This window comes from Salinicola socius, assembly GCF_001937195.1.
Classification (GTDB): domain Bacteria; phylum Pseudomonadota; class Gammaproteobacteria; order Pseudomonadales; family Halomonadaceae; genus Salinicola; species Salinicola socius.
Genome location: NZ_MSDO01000005.1, coordinates 1 through 14223, shown reverse-complemented (window position 1 = coordinate 14223; position 14223 = coordinate 1). Strand labels below are relative to the sequence as shown.

Sequence of the window (14223 nt, the reverse complement as noted above, 5' to 3'; positions counted from 1 at the left end):
GCTGCCATTGTAGCGGATGCAGGGCCCGATTCACTATAATGGCCGATTCTCGCCAACCGTACCGGGAGATTCCCCACGCATGTCCGAGCGCATCGCCACGGTGTCACGCAACACCAACGAGACGCAGATCACGGTCACGGTGAACCTGGACGGCAGCGGCCGCCTGGATTGCCAGACCGGGGTCCCCTTCCTCGACCATATGCTGGACCAGGTGGCTCGCCACGGCATGCTCGATCTGACGATCGATGCCAAGGGCGATCTCGAGATCGACGAGCACCACACCGTCGAGGATCTCGGCATCACGCTCGGCCAGGCATTCGCCAAGGCGATCGGCGACAAGCGCGGCATCCGTCGTTACGGCCATGCCTATGTGCCGCTCGACGAAGCGCTGTCCCGCGTGGTGATCGATTTCTCCGGCCGTTCCGGCCTGTTCATGGATGTCGAATTCACCCGGGCGACGATCGGTCGACTGGATACCCAGCTGTTCTGGGAGTTCTTCCAGGGCTTCGTCAATCATGCCCAGGTCACGCTGCATATCGATAACCTCAAGGGCTTCAACGCGCACCATCAGGCGGAAACCATCTTCAAGGCGTTCGGTCGGGCGCTGCGCGCGGCGGTCGAACAAGACCCGCGCATGGCCGGCCAGATGCCGTCGACCAAAGGCAGCCTGTGATACCGTCCATCGATACCACCGAATCAGCGAGGGAACCGCAATGACGATCGCCGTGATCGATTACGGAATGGGCAATCTGCACTCCGTGGCCAAGGCGCTCGAGCACGTCACTCATGAAAACGTCATGGTGACCCGCGATCCGCGTTCGATTCGTGGCGCCTCCCGGCTGGTGCTGCCCGGTCAGGGCGCGATTCGCGACTGCATGGGCGAACTGCAACGCACCGAGCTCGAAGGCCTGGTCAAGGATCTGCTCGAGGAACAGGCCAAGCCGCTGCTGGGAATCTGTGTCGGTCAGCAGATGCTGTTCGATCGCAGCGAGGAGAACGGCGGTGTCGACTGCCTGAGCTTTCTCCCCGGCAAGGTACGTCGATTCGGGCACAAGCTGACCACGCCCGACGGCGAGCGGCTGAAGGTGCCGCACATGGGCTGGAATCGGGTGACACAGCATCACCAACATCCGCTCTGGAATGGTATCGAGGACGGTGCACGGTTCTACTTCGTGCACAGCTACTACGTCGAAGCCGAAAGGGATGGCGATATCTTCGGCACCACCGAATACGCCGGCATCGACGCCCATGTGGTCACCGGTCGCGGTACCGTCTTCGCCGTCCAGTTCCATCCGGAGAAGAGCGCCAGGGACGGCCTGCAATTGCTGGAAAATTTCGTCAACTGGGCGCCCTAGGCACCATCCGAAAAGTGGCTGCCGCGCCGGCTTTTCAGACGGCACCTGACTGACTCAAAGGACTCGAAACCATGCTGGTAATTCCCGCCATCGATCTCAAGGACGGCCAGTGCGTGCGCCTCAAGCAGGGCCGCATGGACGACGCCACCTCTTACGGGGACGATCCGGTCGCGATGGCCGCACGCTGGGTCGAGGCCGGCGCGCGCCGGCTGCATCTGGTCGATCTCAACGGCGCCTTCGAGGGCCAACCCGTCAATGGCGAAGCCGTCACGGCCATCGCCCGCGCCTTCCCGGATCTGCCGATCCAGATCGGCGGCGGCATCCGTAGTGCGGAGACCATCGAGCATTACCTCGCCGCCGGTGTCAGCTACGTGATCATCGGCACCAAGGCAGTCAAGGAACCGGCTTTCGTCGGCGAGATGTGCCGCCGGTTCCCCGGTCACGTGATCGTCGGTCTGGACGCCCGCGACGGCTTCGTCGCTACCGACGGCTGGGCCGAGGTCTCGACGGTCAAGGCGGTGGATCTGGCCAAGCGCTTTGCCGACGATGGCGTCTCCTCGATCGTCTACACCGACATCGCCCGCGACGGCATGATGCAGGGCGTCAACGTCGAGGCCACCGCGCAGCTCGCCCGGGACGGGGGTCTGCCGGTGATCGCCTCGGGCGGCGTGACCGACCTGGAGGATATCCGCGCGCTGGCCAAGGTTGCCGACAGCGGCATCATCGGTGCCATCACCGGCAGAGCCATCTACGAAGGATCGCTCGATGTGGCCGAGGCGCAGGCGCTAAGTGATTCGATTCAGGGTGATTCGATTCAGGGTGATTCGATTCGGGGCGACCGGATCGACGCTGCGGGAGTTCGCTCATGACATTGGCCAAACGCATCATTCCCTGCCTCGATGTCGATGCCGGCCGAGTGGTCAAGGGCGTCAATTTCGTGGGGATTCGTGACGCCGGCGACCCGGTCGAGATCGCCAAGCGCTACAACCAGCAGGGCGCCGACGAGATCACCTTTCTCGACATTACCGCCAGCCACGAAGATCGCGATACCACCGTCGAGATGGTCGAGCGCATCGCCGGCGAGGTGTTCATTCCGCTGACCGTGGGCGGCGGCATCCGTCGCTGCGAAGATATCCGTACCATGCTCAATGCCGGGGCGGACAAGGTCTCGATCAATACCGCGGCCGTCACCAATCCGGATTTCGTCCGCGAGGCAGCCGAGCGCTTCGGCAGCCAGTGCATCGTGGTGGCGATCGACGCCAAGAAGGTCAGCGCCGACGGCGAGCCGTCGCGCTGGGAAATTTTCACCCACGGCGGGCGACGCCCGACCGGGCTGGATGCTGTGGACTGGGCGCGCAAGATGGTCGAGTACGGCGCCGGCGAGCTGCTGCTGACCAGCATGGACCGCGACGGCACCAAGGTGGGTTTCGATCTCGGCGTGACCCGCGCGATAAGCGATGCGGTCGAGGTGCCGGTGATCGCTTCCGGCGGCGTCGGCAATCTCGATCACCTGGTGGCTGGGGTCAAGGAAGGCGGTGCCGATGCGGTCCTCGCCGCCAGCATCTTCCACTTCGGTGAGTACACGATTCCCGACGCCAAGCGTTACATGGCCGAACAGGGGATCGAGATGCGTCTCTGAGGCTATCTCGACCTGGAGCCTTTTCGGTTTTGAGGTCATCCCGGCGTTGAATGGATCCCGGCGTCGAGGTCATCAGACGGTGACGGTGAGCCACCGACGAGCGTCAAGACGAAGCGCCATGCCTGATTCAGGCATGGCGCTTTCATGGTTTCAGTGCATGTGCCGTTGCAGGGTCGGAGATCAAGGCAGGTAGCGCGGTTTGAGAATGCCATCGAGTTCGGGGTAAGGGATCATCAGCTGCGGCTGGCCCACTGCATACGGCGCCAGATCATAGACCTGATACTTGATCGCCAGACCCGCTTTCAGCGGTGCTACGTTATCCGATGTCGCGAACGGCCACTGCAGCTCGGACAATCCGAATGCCTGATCGGACTGGAGCCAGCGCCGGTGGGCGCGCTCGAGAGCTGCCTCATAGGCCGGACGCTGTCCCGGCAACAGCATGTCGTCAAGGTCAAGGACCTGCTGCTTATCGCGCTCGATCACCATGTAGGAAGTCAACGGCAAGCCGTGCGCACCGCCGCTGTAGAGGTAGCCATCGAGCTCGATCACCAGCAGACCATCGCGATCTGCCACGACGTCGGCCTTGAGATCGGCTTCGTAGCCGGGCAGTTCCGGCACATCCTGGCGAGCGCTCTGTGCGGCCGCGAACAGCTGGCTGGAAAAATCCTCGAAGGTCGTTGCCTGCCCCATGGGATTGCCATCGGGATTGTCGCTCAATCCGCTCGCCAGACCGAACAGGCGACGCTCGAGCTCGGCCGAGAGCAGTGACGACTCGGGGAAGCGCAGGTACGCGGCGTTGACGCTGGCACAGCCATCGACTTCACAGCCGGGCTCGTGCACGTGCTTGACGACCGGTTCGGTGCGCAGCGCATCGCCGCCCCACCCTGTCAGACTCTGGCAACCCGCCAGCATGACGCTGACCAGCACCATTCCGCCTATCCACCAACCTTTCTGCATGATGTTCCTCCTTGAACGTGATTCCTGCGGACCGCTCCCTGTCTCAGTCGGCATGATCCCGATGCCGCAACGCCTTGACCTTCGTCCACCGTCCACCGTCCACCGTCCACCGTCCACCGTCCACCGTCCACCGTCCACCGGTTCAGTGTCAGCATCCGGCACCCCGCAAACGGTTATCAACACCCTCTAGCGTAGCCGGTTTATCCACAGCCGGCTGGTCAGGCGGATTCGTCGAGACTCAGGCCAAGATTGCTGATGCCGTGATTACGCCCCAATACGCGCAGCGCCGAAAGATCGGCTAGCTTCGGATCGGCCTCGAGCGCTTCGAGTACCGCATCCTGGAAATCGCGCTCGTCCTGCATCAGTTCATGTTCACGGAACAGCGCATCGAGGCGCTCGGCCTCCTCGCTGCCCTCGGTCATCTCGATAAAGGCGCGTACACCGTTGCGGGAGACCCGACTCACCTCCAGCGCCGCATCCGGTGCCTCTCCGCGCAGGGTATCGAGCAACGTGGTCAGGGCCATGACACTCTCCGTCGCCCGTCGTGCCCCGAAGCTGTCGTCGGCCTCCGGGGGCTCGACCTCGGCCAGCTTCTCGGCCTGCTTGTCGAAATCGATCCTGGCGGAGGCGACCTTGAGCCGCTCCCACACCAGATCCAGCACGTTGTTCAACACGCCGGGGTTGCCGTGACCGCTCATCCCCGCATAGAGCGCATAGTTGGGCACCAGCCGCTCGCTCAGCGCGGCCATGAACGCGATCTGTTGACGCGCGTCGAGCTGACGCACTCTGGCGTTGAAGCTACCGCTGGGCTTGGTCATGAATTCCTCGTCATTCTGGCCACATCAAATGCATCGGTACGCGGCCGCTGGCGTCGAACACGACACCCTCGGCGCGCAATTGCTCGTGCTGGCGTTGGGCGCCACCATGGTCGGCAATTCGCCGACTGGCGCCAATGACCCGGTACCAGGGCAGATCGTGACCGGTGGGCAGTTGGCGCATCGCCGTGCCTACCAGACGCGCTGTCGCCCCTTCCGTCATTTGGGCGATCCGGCCATAGGTCGTGACGCGTCCCGGCGGGATCTGCGCCACGATGGTGTAGATCTGTTCGAGGATCTGGGCACGAATGGCCATTGCTAAATCCCCGTTACCCGCTTGTGGAGCGGCCTGGTCATCCCCATGATGGGCCTATCATGCATATCTATTTCCTCCAGCATAGCCCGTTGTTCGGCCCCGCCCGTCTGGCGGATTGGCTCACCGGCATGGGCCATAGCCATAACCACTGCCGACTGGACGAGGGCGAACTGCCGCCGCCGTTGGCCAACTGCGATGCGTTGGTGCTGCTCGACGCGCTCGAACCGCCCGAGGCGGCCCTGCTCAAGCGGGAACGCAAGCTGGTCGACCGCGCCATGAAGAGCAGCAAACCGGTGCTGGGCATCGGCTACGGCGCCGGCCTGATCGCCGAGTCGCTTGGCGCCATCGTCTCTCCCGCGGTGCAGCCGGAAATCGGCTGGCAACCGCTGACGCTGGCAGACGAAAGCCCCTTCGATCTACCGGAGACCTTCGAGGCGCTGCTCTGGCACCGCGATATCTTCGGCCTGCCGGATGGTTGCCTGCCGCTGGGCAGCACGCCAGCCGGACCGGTGCAGGGCTTTGCCTGGGACCTGGGGCGCGTCATCGCGCTGCAGTGGCATCTGGAGCTGACGGCTCAGGACACCACGGCCCTTTGCGACCACGACCTGCCAACGGCTGCCAATATTCCGACCATTCACACCCGAGACGAGATGCTTCGCGACCCCAAGCGCTTCGATCGGCAGGCCGCGCTGCTGGATCGGATCATGACGCAATGGCTCGAATACCGCTAGATTTCAGCCACGGCCCTGGCTAGCCGGTCTGCTCTCGCTCCCATTGTCGCGCCACCGCCAGACAGCTGTCCCAGTCGCCGACATGCAGCGTCGGCCGGGGCTGATGGTCGATCTGATGACGATACATGGGGTCGTAGTACTCCCGCAGCAATGGCGCGAGCCAATCGTCGTGTGCCTGAACGTTGCCGTGACGCTGGGCCGAGAACGCCCGCTGCTGGGCCTCGATCAGCCGCGCCAGACGTTCACCGCCCAGACGTTTACCCAAACGCTTGAGGGCGCCGGAGAGCTGCTTGCGAAACAGCACTTCGCCCAGATGCGGACCGTAATCGCGATGATAGGTCGAACTCAGATCTTCGATGTAGTCCTTGCGTATCTGTTCCAGACGCCACTCCAGCGGCATCTCGACACGAATGCACGGGGCCATCTTCATCGACTGCCAGAAAGTGGCCGGAACCGCCAGCCGGCCGATGCGCTGCGACTCGTCCTCGACCACCCGCGCATGCGGCAGGCGCACCAGATCCAGCGTCAACCCATGTTCGAAATCGATCTGCGACGGCCCGGCCAGCGGATGCTGGCCAAAGGCGGAGCCCTTGTGGCGCGCGTGGCCTTCCAGGTCCACACCCGAATCCAGCGAATTGATCAGCGCCGTCTTGGCGCAGCCGGTCAGCCCGGCCACCAGCAGCAAAGGTGCCTGACTATGGGATTCTAGCGTCTCGATCAGTCGGCTGCGCATCGCTTTCCAGCCGCCACGGATGCGGGGCAGCGGATAACCGCGTTCGGCGAGCCACTGCTGCGAAATCTTCGAGCGCATCCCGCCACGAAAACAGTAGATCACGCTATCCGGCGCCGCCTCGATGGCCCGCTCCCAGGCGCTCAGGCGCGCGTCGCGACTCTCCCCGGAAACCAGGCGATTACCCAGCTCGACCGCGGAAGCCTGCCCCGCGTGCTTGTAGCGAATACCGACCTCGCGACGCTCGTCGTCGTTCATCAGTGGCAGGTTGATCGCGCCCGGCAAGGCGCCGGCCGCGAACTCGATCGGCGCCCGCACGTCCAGCAGCGGCCGATCGAGCAGCGCGAGATCCGCATCGACGAATTCATTGGCCTGAAACTTTTCCTGGCGCTCGCCCTGACGCATTCCCTGGCGAGTGCCCTTGTCATTACCCTTCAACCGCGCACCTCGATCAGGCCAGGGCCGCCACGCGGGCTGACGCACTCTCCGAAGGCTTCGAGCTTGATCTGGTGGTCGCGTCCGATCCGTTCGACATCGTCCGCCCAGGCCGGATCCACGGCGAGCAACAGGCCACCGGAGGTCTGCGGGTCGCACAGCCACTGCCAGTGGGCAGCGTCCATATCCGGCAGCGCGGCCCCGATCGCCTCACGATTGCGTCCGGTGCCGCCCGGCACCGCGCCTTGACGACGATACGCTTCGGCTTCGGCGAGCCGCGGCAACTTGGCGAAATCGATTCGCGCCTCGACCCCGCTGGCCGCACACACCTCGCTTAGATGTCCGGCCAGCCCGAAGCCAGTGACGTCGGTCATGGCATGCACGCCGGCAACTCTCGCCAGCTCCCTGCCGATATCGTTGGCGATCAGCATGGTTTCGCGAGCAAGTCCGTGATGCCCGGCCTGCAGCAGGCCCTGCTTTTCCGCCGTCGTCAGCAGACCGACGCCCAGCGGCTTGGTCAGATAGAGCAGATCGCCGGGCCTGGCACCGCTGTTGAGCTTGAGATTGTCGAGATCGACCAGGCCGTTGACCGAGAGCCCGAAGATCGGCTCCGGCGCATCGATGGAGTGGCCTCCCGCCAGAGCGACGCCCAGCTCGCGACAGACGGCCTGGGCACCGGACATGACATCGCCGGCGATTTCCGCCGACAGCTTGTCGAGTGGCCAGCCGAGAATGCCCAGCGCCATGATCGGCGTGCCGCCCATGGCGTAGACGTCGCTGATGGCGTTGGTGGCAGCGATGCGGCCGAAATCGAACGGATCGTCGACGATCGGCATGAAGAAATCGGTCGTGGAAATCAGCCCGCGGCCGTCGCCCAGATCGTAGACGGCGGCATCTTCCCGCCCCTGGTTGCCGACGATCAGATGTTTGCTGTTGGCTCCCGGGCCCGCCTTGGCGAGGATGCGGTCGAGCACGTCGGGGGCGATCTTGCAGCCGCAGCCGGCCCCATGGCTGTATTGCGTCAGGCGGATGGCACTCATGATCTGACTCCTCGTCCCTTTTTTCGAAATATCGTTACGGGGATACCGTTATAGGCGATGTCGTTGCAGGAGATATCGTTGCTGGCTGCAGTTTAACCGACGCGGCGACGCGTCTCAGCGCCACCGCATGTCGTCGTCCCGGCCGCCAATCGTCGGGCTCAGCCGGTGCGGGGCGTTCACAGCGCTTCCAGCGCCTCGGCCAGCTTGTCGACGGCCACCACCTGCATGCCGGGCGGCGCTTTCTTGGGCGCGTTGCCACGCGGCACGATGGCACGCGTGAAGCCATGCTTGGCAGCTTCGATGATGCGCTCCTGGCCACTCGGTACCGGGCGGATTTCGCCGGAAAGCCCCACTTCGCCGAATACCACCAGCTCTCTCGGCAACGGTCGATTCTGGAGGCTGGAAACCACGGCGAGCAACACCGCCAGATCGGCGCTGGTCTCGAGTACCTTGACCCCGCCGACGACGTTGAGAAAGACGTCCTGATCGCCGGTGAACAGGCCGCCGTGCTTGTGCAGCACGGCCAGCAGCATCGCCAGACGATTGTGATCGAGCCCTACCGCGACCCGCCGCGGGTTGCCCAGTGCGGACTCGTCGAGCAGGGCCTGTACCTCGACCAGGATCGGGCGCGTGCCTTCCCACACCACCATCACCAGGCTGCCGGATGCCAGCTCCTCGCTGCGCGACAGGAAGATCGCGCTGGGGTTCTTGACCTCCTTGAGGCCAAGCTCGACCATCGCGAATACCCCGAGCTCGTTGATCGCACCGAAGCGATTCTTCTGACCGCGCAGGGTCCGGAAGCGAGAATCGCTGCCGCCTTCGAGCAGTAGCGAGGCGTCGATCATGTGTTCCAGAACCTTGGGCCCGGCCAGCGAACCGTCCTTGGTGACGTGACCGACCAGCATCAGCACGGTATTGCTCTGTTTGGCGAATCGCGTCAGCGCCGCCGCCGATTCCCGGACCTGGGCAACGCCGCCGGGCGCCGAGCCGATATCTTCCAGATGCATGGTCTGGATGGAGTCGATGATCAGCACCTCCGGGCGCTCCCGCTCGGCCACGGCCAGCAGTATTTCGATGCTGGTCTCGGCGAGCATCTTGAGCCCACGGGTCGGCAACTGCAGACGATGAGCGCGCATGGCGACCTGCGACAGCGACTCCTCGCCGGTGACGTAAAGCACGCGCTTGCTCTGCGCCAGTCGACACGCCGTCTGCAGCAGCAAGGTCGACTTGCCGGCGCCGGGATGCCCGCCCAGCAATACCGCCGAGCCGGGTACCAGGCCGCCGCCGAGTACGCGATCGAACTCCTCGAACGTCGAACTGAAGCGCGGCACCTCGGTGAGGTCGACGCCGGAGAGATCGACGACTTCCCGTGACAGCGCACCGGTATAGCCGCCGCGAGCGCCACCGCCGCTGGTCGACGCGCCGGGGCGGGCACCGCCGAGCCGAACCTCGCTCAACGTGTTCCATTCACGACAGTTGCTGCACTGGCCCTGCCATTTACTGTAATCCGCACCGCATTCAGTGCAGACAAAGGCGCTCTTCGCTTTTGCCACGCGCGTGGATCTCCATCAGGCCGGGAGGGGTTGCGAAACGCGTATGGTGCCATAGATGGCTTTGTCAGAACGACTCGACCCGAGCGGCATCTGTTCAACGACGTCCCTCAACGACATCCGTGAACAGCATCCATAAACGACGAGAGGCGGCCAGTGGCCGCCTCTCGAGTCACCAGCGCAACGCTTACTGGCGAGTCAGACGTAGCGTTTCCCCATTCTCGAAACGACGACGCTGAGGATCGATCAGCTCCAGCGTGCGGTCGTCGATCTTCTGGAAGTAGTAGATCTGACCTTCGCCATTCGGCGTCAGTTCGTAGACCGTCGCCTGCGGATCGACCGCGGTGCCGGTCATCGTTTCCCACTGACCTTCATACTGCTCGGGGTCCGGATTCTGCGGATGATTCTGATAATCGGCCTCGAGGGTGAAGGTACGATCGGCAGCGGGCGACGACTCGGTGCCCTTCAGATTGACGGTCAAATCGATACCGTCACAGCTACGGCAGGGCAACGTGCCTTCATAGGTAACGGCACTTGACGACATACCCGCAGATGAATCGGCGGTGCCGGTCTGCGTTTGGGTGCCACCGCTGGCACAACCGGCCAATACGGCTACCGTGGCGGCGCTGGCCAGCAACGTCCTGATCTGCATATTGGTTCTCCTTGCACTTCTGGGCCATACAGGCCGCCTGAGCGGCCACATCATGACAGGATAGCGGTAAGTCTCGCGCGTGACATCCCATTCGTCCGTCAGGGCTCAGGCCGCCACGCAGAAACGGCTCAATCCAGCGTCGGATAGTCAGTATAGCCTTTTGCACCACCGCCGTAGAAAGTCTCCGGATCCGGTTCGTTGAGGGCCGCGTCGCGGCGAAAGCGCTCGACCAGATCCGGATTGGCGATATACGCTCGCCCAAAGGCAGCGGCATCACCCAGACCGTGCTCGATCAGCGCCTCAGCGCGCTCGGCCGTGTAGTGCCCGCAGTAGATCAGCGTACCGGTGAAGCTCTCGCGCAGATTGCGACGGAAGTCATCGCTCAGCTGCGGGCCCTCGCCGGTCCAGTCGGGCTCATTGATGTGCAGGTAGGCGATCTGGCGACGGCTCAATTCACCGGCCAGATAGTCCATCATCGCTTCGGGCTCGTCATCCGATAACCCGAAGATTTCGATGAACGGCGACAACCGCACGCCGACGCGACCCGCGCCCATGACTTCGGTCACCGCATCGACGACTTCCAGCAGCAGACGGGCCCGGTTGACCACGCTGCCGCCATAGCGATCGGTGCGCTGGTTGCTGCCGGTGGCAAGGAACTGCTGCAGCAGATAGGCGTTGGCGGCGTGCACCTCGACCAGATCGAAACCCGCCCGCTTGGCGCGCTTGGCCGCCTGGCGGTAGTCGTCGATGACACTGGGAATTTCGTCGAGTTCCAGCGCCCGCGGCGTGCTGGTGGGGTGCTGGCCGGAACTGCCGTCTTCGAATTCGACGAAGCAGTTGGCCCCTTCCGCAAGCAATGCGCTGGGCGCGACGGGGGCCTGGCCCTCCGGCTGTACCATCTCGTGCGAGATACGCCCGACGTGCCACAGCTGGAGCGCGATTCTGCCGCCGGCGTCGTGCACGGCATCGACGACCTGGCGCCAGCCCGTTTCCTGAGCGTCGGTCCAGATCCCCGGTGTGTAGACATAGCCACGAGCGGTCGGCGAGATATTGGTCGCTTCGCTGATGATCAGCCCCGAGTTGGCGCGCTGGGCGTAATACTCCGCCTGCAGAACTCCCGGCACGCTGTCCGGCGTACGGGCTCGGGTCAATGGCGCCATCATGACTCGATTGGAGAGTTCGACGTCACCGACGGTAATGGGTGAAAGCAGCTTGTCGTAAACCATGAAATTCCTTGAATGACAGTGATGCAGATGGTGAATCGGATACTTGCTAGATGCGGCCGTTAGAGCACTAATCAACCGTTCCGCCCTTATTCCGTGAGACGGCTTGCGTCGATTCAGGCCTGACGTCACTATAAACGCTGCCCGAAAGCGCCGATTCGGCCCCCGCAACACACGTGCCCGCGAGAGATCATGAGTCAATTCTGGAGTCCCGCCGTTCGCGCTCTGACACCCTACGTACCGGGCGAACAGCCGCGCGAAAAACTGATCAAGCTCAACACCAACGAGAACCCTTATCCGCCCTCCCCCGCGGTCGAGCAGGTGCTGCAGCGGTTTGCGGTGGATCATCTGCGTCTTTACCCGGACCCCGAGTCGTTGGCGCTACGTGAAGCACTGGCGAAGACGCACGGCGTGGAACCGGAACAGGTCTTTGTCGGCAATGGTTCCGATGAGGTGTTGGCGCTGGCTTTCCAGGCTTTCTTCTGTCAGCCGAAGCCACTGTTGATGCCGGCGATCAGCTACAGTTTCTATCCGGTCTATTGCAAGCTGTACGACATTGCCTACCGCACCGTGGCACTGGACGATCAATGGCAGATCGCTCTCGAGGCATTCGAGAGCGATAACGGTGGCGTGGTGTTCGCCAATCCCAATGCCCCGACCGGCCATGGTCATCCGCGCCAGGCGATTGCGCAGTTGCTCGCGCGTATCACCGAGAGCGTCGTTCTGGTCGACGAGGCCTACGTCGATTTCGGCGGCGAGAGTGCCGTACCCCTGGTCGCCGATCATCCCAATCTTCTGGTCACCGGGACCCTGTCGAAATCTCGCAGCCTGGCCGGGCTGCGCGTGGGTTACGCGATCGGCTCCCGCGAACTCATCGAAGGCCTTGAGCGAGTGAAAAACTCGTTCAATTCCTACCCGATCGACATGCTGGCCAGTGAAGTCGCCATCGCTTCGTTGGAAGACGAGAGCCATTTCCGGGCCTGCTGCGACCAGGTGATCGCGACGCGGGAGTGGACACGCCAGCAGCTCGCATCGTTGGGCTTCGACGTCCTGCCATCGCAGACCAATTTCCTGTTCGTGCGCCATGCAGAGCATAGTGGCGCGACGATTTTCGGCGGCTTGCGCGAGCGTGGCATTCTGGTACGGCATTTCGACAAGGATGGACTTCGCGACTTCCTGCGTATTTCGATCGGCACCGATGACGAGATGAGTAGCCTGATCGAAGCGCTGCAAGCCATGCAGTAGAAGCGTGGCGGAACGCCTCCGGCACTAGAACGGTATCGGCTCACCTGCCCAGTCCCAGAAACTGCCGCTCTCTTCAGGGCGGCGGTCGTTCATTACATCCAGCAACCGTTCCGCCACGAAAGCCGGCGTGAATAGTTTGCCGTCCGGAACCCGGTCCTGAAAAGGTCGGGAAAGGCCGGTGTCGGTCGTTCCAGGATGCAGACTGAGTACGATTGCCTGCCGGTTGTAGCGGAAAAGCTCGATGGCTGCGGTACGCAGAAACATGTTGTGAGCTGCCTTGCTGGCCCGATAGCCGTACCATCCACCCAAGCGGTTGTCTTCTATCGATCCCACCCTGGCCGAGAGGCTGGCAATCATGACGGGGTGACGCCCCTTGATCGAGTCTGCCAGCGTCTGGATCAGCAAAATCGGCGTAATGGCGTTGACCTGAAAAAGTGTTGCGAGTGTTTCGGCATCGAGATCCTCGAGCCGTTTCTCCGGAGAGATCGCTCGGTACTTGTCATGAAGCAGGCCAATGGCATTGAACAACAGGTGCACAGGCGCGCCGTCCAACGTCTCGCCTAGCGCATGCCGCCCCTGCTGGGTCGTAACATCGGCCGCCAGATGCTCGAAGCGCGGATCATCATGTTCGGCAATATGGCGAGAGACCGCGACGACGCGTCCCGGGCGTTCACTCTCGAGCAGACGATGCACCATGGCCTGACCGATTCCGCCGCCGGCACCGGTAATCACAGCGGTAAATCCATCGGGTAACGTTTGCAGCATGCTGGCCTCTTCTACCTGGAGATGGTTATTGATAGATAGTTATCGATAGGGAGAAGGCTAGCTCATGCGGCGGCAGTGAGCCTTGAAGTGCGACTGCCCCAGCTTATGAGCATGAGGTTCTGAGCATGAGCTTCTGAACGCAAGGTTCTGGACATGAGGTTCTGGACATAAAGCTCCAGGCAAAAGACCCCCCGACCGGGAAGGCTTACCCCAAATGCCGGGCATAAAAAACCCCAGCCTGTTGGCCGGGGTTTTGGATGAGTGCCTGACGATGACTGCGTTGGTTTTCTGTCGCACCATAAAAATACCCCAGCTTCTTTCGAAGCTGGGGTACGGTATAGGTGCCTGACGATGACCAGGGCGGCTCTCCGCTACTCTCCATGGGCAGACCCCTAAAAACAAAGCCCCGACCAAATGGCCGGGGCTTCGTTAAATAAGTGCCTGACGATGACCTACTCTCACATGGGGAGACCCCACACTACCATCGGCGCTAAGCGGTTTCACTACTGAGTTCGGCATGGATCAGGTGGTTCCCGCTCGCTATGGTCGTCAGGCAAAACTGACGCAGAAATAATGAGCCTTCACTGCCTACCCGGCCCTCATTCCCACTGATTCGGATCATGCTGCTGAGCGACGTCTATTGGCTGCCCGCTCTTGAGGGCAGCGCGTATCCGGCAATGTCGGTGATGATCACCGAACGGAGAAGGGATCTTTCTTTCCGTCTCTCGTAAACCCCTTGGGGTTATATGGTCAAGCCTCACGGGGCATTA

15 protein-coding genes and 1 rRNA gene are annotated in these 14223 nt (G+C 62.8%); 6 read left to right on the top strand and 10 right to left on the bottom strand.

All coding sequences use genetic code 11. From position 1 onward, the window contains the following. Nucleotides 1-79: 79 nt before the first annotated feature. The 4 genes from hisB to hisF all read left to right on the top strand — a co-directional run bounded on the left by hisB (nt 80) and on the right by hisF (nt 2994). Nucleotides 80-673 carry an imidazoleglycerol-phosphate dehydratase HisB gene (gene hisB, locus BTW07_RS05360; protein WP_075569146.1) on the top strand — a complete coding sequence of 198 codons (594 nt, stop codon included), beginning with the start codon at nt 80-82 and terminating at the stop codon, nt 671-673. Nucleotides 674-713: 40 nt separating this feature from the next. Then, complete coding sequence (gene hisH, locus BTW07_RS05355) at nt 714-1355, top strand: imidazole glycerol phosphate synthase subunit HisH (RefSeq protein WP_075569145.1); 642 nt, start codon at nt 714-716, stop codon at nt 1353-1355. Nucleotides 1356-1426: 71 nt separating this feature from the next. Beyond that, entirely contained in the window at nt 1427-2224 is a 798-nt protein-coding gene (gene hisA / locus BTW07_RS05350) for a 1-(5-phosphoribosyl)-5-[(5-phosphoribosylamino)methylideneamino]imidazole-4-carboxamide isomerase (protein WP_075569144.1), read from the top strand. Beyond that, the gene (hisF, locus tag BTW07_RS05345; RefSeq protein WP_075569143.1) at nt 2221-2994 is read left to right on the top strand and encodes an imidazole glycerol phosphate synthase subunit HisF; all 774 of its coding nucleotides are present in this window, start codon (nt 2221-2223) and stop codon (nt 2992-2994) included. The genes hisA and hisF overlap by 4 nt, the downstream gene beginning before the upstream one ends. Before the next feature lie 180 nt (nt 2995-3174). Here hisF and BTW07_RS05340 read toward each other — a convergent pair whose 3' ends face one another. The 3 genes from BTW07_RS05340 to BTW07_RS05330 form a co-directional block, all read right to left on the bottom strand. Then, the gene (locus tag BTW07_RS05340) at nt 3175-3951 is read right to left on the bottom strand and encodes a DUF3298 and DUF4163 domain-containing protein (protein ID WP_075569142.1); all 777 of its coding nucleotides are present in this window, start codon (nt 3949-3951) and stop codon (nt 3175-3177) included. A gap of 218 nt (nt 3952-4169) precedes the next feature. Continuing rightward, nucleotides 4170-4769 (bottom strand): YjaG family protein, encoded by a 600-nt coding sequence (locus BTW07_RS05335; RefSeq protein WP_075569141.1) that lies wholly within the window; start codon nt 4767-4769, stop codon nt 4170-4172. 10 nt (nt 4770-4779) lie between these two features. Continuing rightward, nucleotides 4780-5082 (bottom strand): MGMT family protein, encoded by a 303-nt coding sequence (locus tag BTW07_RS05330; RefSeq protein ID WP_075569140.1) that lies wholly within the window; start codon nt 5080-5082, stop codon nt 4780-4782. Nucleotides 5083-5141: 59 nt separating this feature from the next. On the opposite strand from BTW07_RS05330, the gene BTW07_RS05325 reads away from it, so the two are divergent. After that, on the top strand, nt 5142-5813 hold the full coding sequence (locus BTW07_RS05325; RefSeq protein WP_075569139.1) for a type 1 glutamine amidotransferase: 672 nt from the start codon (nt 5142-5144) through the stop codon (nt 5811-5813). A 19-nt stretch (nt 5814-5832) separates the two neighbouring features. Here BTW07_RS05325 and mnmH read toward each other — a convergent pair whose 3' ends face one another. The 5 genes from mnmH to BTW07_RS05300 all read right to left on the bottom strand — a co-directional run bounded on the left by mnmH (nt 5833) and on the right by BTW07_RS05300 (nt 11446). Further along, a complete protein-coding gene (gene mnmH, locus BTW07_RS05320) occupies nt 5833-6948 on the bottom strand; it encodes a tRNA 2-selenouridine(34) synthase MnmH (protein ID WP_075569295.1) in 1116 nt (371 codons plus the stop codon). Nucleotides 6949-6977: 29 nt separating this feature from the next. After that, a complete protein-coding gene (gene selD, locus BTW07_RS05315) occupies nt 6978-8021 on the bottom strand; it encodes a selenide, water dikinase SelD (RefSeq protein ID WP_425272022.1) in 1044 nt (347 codons plus the stop codon). 173 nt (nt 8022-8194) lie between these two features. Further along, entirely contained in the window at nt 8195-9571 is a 1377-nt protein-coding gene (gene radA, locus BTW07_RS05310; protein WP_075569137.1) for a DNA repair protein RadA, read from the bottom strand. A gap of 184 nt (nt 9572-9755) precedes the next feature. Then, on the bottom strand, nt 9756-10220 hold the full coding sequence (locus tag BTW07_RS05305; RefSeq protein ID WP_075569136.1) for a copper resistance protein NlpE N-terminal domain-containing protein: 465 nt from the start codon (nt 10218-10220) through the stop codon (nt 9756-9758). Nucleotides 10221-10348: 128 nt separating this feature from the next. Then, a complete protein-coding gene (locus BTW07_RS05300; RefSeq protein WP_075569135.1) occupies nt 10349-11446 on the bottom strand; it encodes an alkene reductase in 1098 nt (365 codons plus the stop codon). 189 nt (nt 11447-11635) lie between these two features. Between BTW07_RS05300 and hisC the strand changes: the two genes are divergently transcribed. After that, nucleotides 11636-12688, top strand: coding sequence for a histidinol-phosphate transaminase (gene hisC, locus BTW07_RS05295; RefSeq protein WP_075569134.1), 1053 nt, complete (start codon nt 11636-11638; stop codon nt 12686-12688). A 24-nt stretch (nt 12689-12712) separates the two neighbouring features. Here the strand turns inward: hisC and BTW07_RS05290 are convergent, their stop codons facing one another. Both BTW07_RS05290 and rrf read right to left on the bottom strand, forming a co-directional pair. Further along, nucleotides 12713-13453, bottom strand: coding sequence for an SDR family NAD(P)-dependent oxidoreductase (locus BTW07_RS05290; protein WP_075569133.1), 741 nt, complete (start codon nt 13451-13453; stop codon nt 12713-12715). 439 nt (nt 13454-13892) lie between these two features. Beyond that, a 5S ribosomal RNA gene (gene rrf, locus BTW07_RS05285) occupies nt 13893-14007 on the bottom strand. Between the last annotated feature and the right edge of the window lie 216 nt (nt 14008-14223).

Coding starts and splice junctions, on each gene's coding strand:
- hisB (WP_075569146.1), top strand. CDS start 80: ATGTCCGAGCGCATCGCCACGGTGTCACGCAACACCAACGAGACGCAG.
- hisH (WP_075569145.1), top strand. CDS start 714: ATGACGATCGCCGTGATCGATTACGGAATGGGCAATCTGCACTCCGTG.
- hisA (WP_075569144.1), top strand. CDS start 1,427: ATGCTGGTAATTCCCGCCATCGATCTCAAGGACGGCCAGTGCGTGCGC.
- hisF (WP_075569143.1), top strand. CDS start 2,221: ATGACATTGGCCAAACGCATCATTCCCTGCCTCGATGTCGATGCCGGC.
- BTW07_RS05340 (WP_075569142.1), bottom strand. CDS start 3,951: ATGCAGAAAGGTTGGTGGATAGGCGGAATGGTGCTGGTCAGCGTCATG.
- BTW07_RS05335 (WP_075569141.1), bottom strand. CDS start 4,769: ATGACCAAGCCCAGCGGTAGCTTCAACGCCAGAGTGCGTCAGCTCGAC.
- BTW07_RS05330 (WP_075569140.1), bottom strand. CDS start 5,082: ATGGCCATTCGTGCCCAGATCCTCGAACAGATCTACACCATCGTGGCG.
- BTW07_RS05325 (WP_075569139.1), top strand. CDS start 5,142: ATGCATATCTATTTCCTCCAGCATAGCCCGTTGTTCGGCCCCGCCCGT.
- mnmH (WP_075569295.1), bottom strand. CDS start 6,948: ATGCGTCAGGGCGAGCGCCAGGAAAAGTTTCAGGCCAATGAATTCGTC.
- BTW07_RS05305 (WP_075569136.1), bottom strand. CDS start 10,220: ATGCAGATCAGGACGTTGCTGGCCAGCGCCGCCACGGTAGCCGTATTG.
- BTW07_RS05300 (WP_075569135.1), bottom strand. CDS start 11,446: ATGGTTTACGACAAGCTGCTTTCACCCATTACCGTCGGTGACGTCGAA.
- hisC (WP_075569134.1), top strand. CDS start 11,636: ATGAGTCAATTCTGGAGTCCCGCCGTTCGCGCTCTGACACCCTACGTA.
- BTW07_RS05290 (WP_075569133.1), bottom strand. CDS start 13,453: ATGCTGCAAACGTTACCCGATGGATTTACCGCTGTGATTACCGGTGCC.